Source organism: Pelagibacterium xiamenense, assembly GCF_021166475.1.
GTDB classification, from domain to species: domain Bacteria; phylum Pseudomonadota; class Alphaproteobacteria; order Rhizobiales; family Devosiaceae; genus Pelagibacterium; species Pelagibacterium xiamenense.
Window position 1 is genome coordinate 1 of record NZ_JAJOYS010000006.1, and the last position, 3,835, is coordinate 3,835.

At 55.2% G+C, this 3,835-nt stretch carries 2 tRNA genes and 2 rRNA genes; all 4 read right to left on the reverse strand.

Going from position 1 to position 3,835, the window contains the following annotated elements:
- A 23S ribosomal RNA gene (locus LSG43_RS16385) occupies positions 1 to 2,483 on the reverse strand; the annotation flags it as partial.
- 398 nt (positions 2,484 to 2,881) lie between these two features.
- Positions 2,882 to 2,957, reverse strand: a tRNA-Ala gene (locus tag LSG43_RS16390).
- Between the two features lie 154 nt (positions 2,958 to 3,111).
- Positions 3,112 to 3,188 (reverse strand) — tRNA-Ile (locus tag LSG43_RS16395).
- A gap of 374 nt (positions 3,189 to 3,562) precedes the next feature.
- Positions 3,563 to 3,835: ribosomal RNA gene (locus LSG43_RS16400) — 16S ribosomal RNA — on the reverse strand; the annotation flags it as partial.

The window sequence follows — 3,835 nt, forward strand, 5'->3', positions numbered from 1 at the left end:
TCTCAATATTCCGACACCCACGGCAGATAGGGACCGAACTGTCTCACGACGTTCTAAACCCAGCTCACGTACCACTTTAAATGGCGAACAGCCATACCCTTGGGACCTGCTCCAGCCCCAGGATGTGATGAGCCGACATCGAGGTGCCAAACGATGCCGTCGATAAGGACTCTTGGGCATCATCAGCCTGTTATCCCCGGCGTACCTTTTATCCGTTGAGCGATGGCCCTTCCACGCGGGACCACCGGATCACTATGACCGACTTTCGTCTCTGCTCGAGTTGTCACTCTCGCAGTCAGGCAGGCTTATGCCATTGCACTCAACGAGCGATTTCCGACCGCTCTGAGCCCACCATCGCGCGCCTCCGTTACTCTTTGGGAGGCGACCGCCCCAGTCAAACTACCCACCACACGCTGTCCCGGGTGCTGTTACACCGCGGTTAGACATCCATGACGATAAGGGTGGTATCTCACATTGCGGCTCCACAAGAACTGGCGTTCCTGCTTCAAAGCCTACCACCTATTCTGCACATGCCGACACGAATGCCAGCGTGAAGCTATAGTAAAGGTGCACGGGGTCTTTCCGTCTGACCGCAGGAACCCCGCATCTTCACGGGGAGTTCAATTTCGCTGAGTCGATGCTGGAGACAGTGGGGAAGTCGTTACGCCATTCGTGCAGGTCGGAACTTACCCGACAAGGAATTTCGCTACCTTAGGACCGTTATAGTTACGGCCGCCGTTTACCGGGGCTTCAATTCAAGGCTTGCACCTCTCCTTTTAACCTTCCGGCACCGGGCAGGCGTCAGACCCTATACGTCGCCTTACGGCTTCGCAGAGCCCTGTGTTTTTAATAAACAGTCGCCACCCCCTCTTTTGTGCCACCCGCCCATGGTTGCCCATGAACGGGTCACGCTTATCCCGAAGTTACGCGTGCAATTTGCCGAGTTCCTTCAGCATCGTTCTCTCAAGCGCCTTGGTATGCTCTACCAGTCCACCTGTGTCGGTTTCGGGTACGGTCTATAAGCTGGGGCTATTTCCTGGAACCGCCTCACTGCGCATCCAATCCGATAAGGACACACAACTCTGGCAATCCGTCACTTCCCAGCAGGCTCACGAATATTAACGTGATTCCCATCGACTACGCCTTTCGGCCTCGCCTTAGGAGCCGGCTAACCCTGCGCTGATTAACATTGCGCAGGAACCCTTGGACTTTCGGCGAGAGTGTCTCTCACACTCTTTATCGCTACTCATGTCAGCATTCGCGCTTCCGATATCTCCAGGACCCCTCGCGGGTATCCCTTCACAGACTTACGGAACGCTCCGCTACCGCGTGCAGTAAACTGCACACCCGCAGCTTCGGTGCATGGTTTAAGCCCCGTTACATTTTCGCCGCAGGAACGCTTGACCAGTGAGCTGTTACGCTATCTTTAAAGGATGGCTGCTTCTAAGCCAACCTCCTGGTTGTCTAAGCATTCCCACATGCTTTCCCACTTAACCATGACTTGGGGACCTTAGCTGGCGGTCAGGGCTGTTTCCCTTTCCACGACGGACCTTAGCACCCGCCGTGTGTCTGCCAGATACTACTCCTGGGTATTCGGAGTTTGGTTAGGTTTGGTAATCCGGTGAGGACCCCTAGCCCATCCAGTGCTCTACCCCCCAGGGTATTCGTCTGACGCTCTACCTAAATAGATTTCGCGGAGAACCAGCTATTTCCGAGTTTGATTGGCCTTTCACCCCTAACCACAAGTCATCCCCGTCTTTTTCAACAGACGTGGGTTCGGTCCTCCAGTGCGTGTTACCGCACCTTCAACCTGCTCATGGCTAGATCACTCGGTTTCGGGTCTAATCCGTCGTACTTGGCGCCCTATTCAGACTCGGTTTCCCTACGCCTACACCTAACGGCTTAAGCTTGCACGACAGACTAAGTCGCTGACCCATTATACAAAAGGTACGCCATCACCCAGGACGAACCTTGGGCTCTGACTGTTTGTAGGCATCCAGTTTCAGGGACTGTTTCACTCCCCTTGTCGGGGTGCTTTTCACCTTTCCCTCACGGTACTTGTTCACTATCGGTCGCACACGAGTACTTAGGCTTGGAGGGTGGTCCCCCCATGTTCGAACAGGATTTCACGTGTCCCGCCCTACTCGAGGACACAAACGCTTTCTACCGGTACGGGGCTATCACCCACTAAGGCGGACCTTTCCAGATCCTTCCCGTTCTTACGCTTGTGCCACTGGCCTGGTCCGGGTTCGCTCGCCACTACTACCGGAGTCTCAATTGATGTCCTTTCCTACGGGTACTGAGATGTTTCAGTTCCCCGCGTTCGCTTCCCCTAAGGGATGACCTTACGGCCGGGTTGCCCCATTCGGAAATCGCCGGATCAAAGCTTATTCGCAGCTAACCGACGCTTATCGCAGCGTATCACGTCCTTCATCGCCTGTGTGCGCCAAGGCATCCACTGAACGCCCTTTTGGCACTTGATCGCTCTCATGACCAATATCCGCAGTTTTAAGTGGGTCGCTTGTCGAACCGCAAAAGTGGGAACCACTTTTGCTGACAAACTCCCGACTTCCCGACTGCAACGCATCACACGTGACAGCCAGAACCATCGAATATCGATCGGTCAGATCAAAACGATCATGCATCCCGTGCGGAACGCATGATCAAAGACCAGTTTCACGAGGTATCGTTTCTCCAAGGCACAAAGCCTAACGCCGACTGGGGCGCAGCCTGGGGTACAGGCAAGACAAACAACCCTTCTCTCAACAATGTTAAATATCCGGCACATCGCACTCAAAAGAGCACAACGGCCAATTCTTCTACATCCGCAACGTACACACAAAACCGGGACCGGGATCTCCAATATCTCCACCAAAGCAAATGGTGGAGCCTATCGGGATCGAACCGATGACCTCCTGAATGCAAATCAGGCGCTCTCCCAGCTGAGCTAAGGCCCCTCTTTTTGCCCTCCCTTCGCGAGCGAAGAGCGAGCCGGCGACCGTTCGCCGCCCCGTCGGAGGGCCAGCGCAGGTCATAGGCGCGGTTTTAGCGCCGTCATGACCGGAGCGGTGCGGCCCGTGAGACAGAACAAAACCATTTTCCTTCGGAAAATGGTGGGCCCGGGTAGACTCGAACTACCGACCTCACGCTTATCAGGCGTGCGCTCTAACCACCTGAGCTACGGGCCCCCAGACATAGTCTGGACTGATCCTTTTTGGCACTGCGCCAATCGGCGCCATGCCAAGCATCAGATGTCGGGGCCGATGGCACCAACTCCAGACAACAGGGTCTGAACGTGCGGCCAATCGCAACCAGGGTGGCGGCAGCAGTTCGTGTGGAACAAGTGCGCCCCAGGAACGCTGGCCGACAATCCAACGCAGAACATTGAACCACCCCGTGGCCAAGCCACCGGCAGGTCCAACACACTACGTGTGTGTACGTTGGAGGAAAGAGAAACGAAGGCGGCGCCCGAAGGTTCGCATGTGTATAAGCGATTGGTTTGACTAACCAATCTGTCCAATGAAAGAGCGATAACTGCGAACAGTTGAAGCTCAATCCTTAGAAAGGAGGTGATCCAGCCGCAGGTTCCCCTACGGCTACCTTGTTACGACTTCACCCCAGTCGCTGACCCTACCGTGGTCGGCTGCCTCCAAAAGGTTAGCGCACCGGCTTCGGGTAGAACCAACTCCCATGGTGTGACGGGCGGTGTGTACAAGGCCCGGGAACGTATTCACCGCAGCATGCTGATCTGCGATTACTAGCGATTCCAACTTCATGCACCCGAGTTGCAGAGTGCAATCCGAACTGAGACGGCTTTTAGGGATTAGCATCTTGT